This is a genomic window from Fulvivirga aurantia (assembly GCF_009711475.1).
Taxonomy (GTDB): domain Bacteria; phylum Bacteroidota; class Bacteroidia; order Cytophagales; family Cyclobacteriaceae; genus Fulvivirga; species Fulvivirga aurantia.
Genome location: NZ_SMMD01000145.1, coordinates 1 through 698 on the forward strand (window position 1 = coordinate 1; position 698 = coordinate 698).

Consider the following 698-nt stretch of genomic DNA (forward strand, 5'->3'; position numbering starts at 1 on the left):
TCTTTTAAGAGGAGATCCCTCTTAGGTGTCAAGAATGAATAAATCCAATAATTAGGCAGTGCATCTTTAGGGCTTAAATGTAATATTTCATTGTAGACATCGAGTACACTCTTGTTTACTTTAGCATTATTTCTTTGCTTTTTCAATAAGTCAGGTACATAATCCATTGCTGTATATCCTATGTAAGCACCAAGTTCGTTTAGCGTTGCCCCCATTCCAGGTAAACTTATATCGCACTCCGGGTTTATTTCTCCTAATGAATCCCTGAAATTGGATCTATTAATTCCATAATCTCTCATTAGGAGGGCCTTATCTAATAGGGTGGAGTTTCTTATAACAATTCCACCACCATCAATGGTAGTAGGTAGCCTAACGGGCTGAAAAGAAAACAAAGTGAAATCAGCTCCATGATTACCAACTTTTTTATTTTTATATTCAGATCCAAAACTTTCAATCGCATCCTCTACTACAGGAATATCAAATTGTTGCCCTATTGCCACAATTTCATCTATGTGTCCGGGGTACCCGCCCCAGTGATATAGTAATATAGCTTTTGTATTAGATGAAATATTCTTTTTTACCTCATCAGGGTCCAATGATCCAATATTAGGGTCGATATCAACCCATTTAATCTGTGCTCCCAGTAATGCTAATGGTTGATTTGATGCGAGGCAGCTCATTGGTGATGCGATGATTTC

1 protein-coding gene is annotated in these 698 nt (G+C 37.4%); it reads right to left on the minus strand.

The genetic code is table 11. The features are described from left to right. A partial coding sequence (locus E1176_RS00395) for an aminotransferase class V-fold PLP-dependent enzyme (protein WP_155208618.1) occupies positions 1-698 on the minus strand: 698 nt, incomplete at both ends.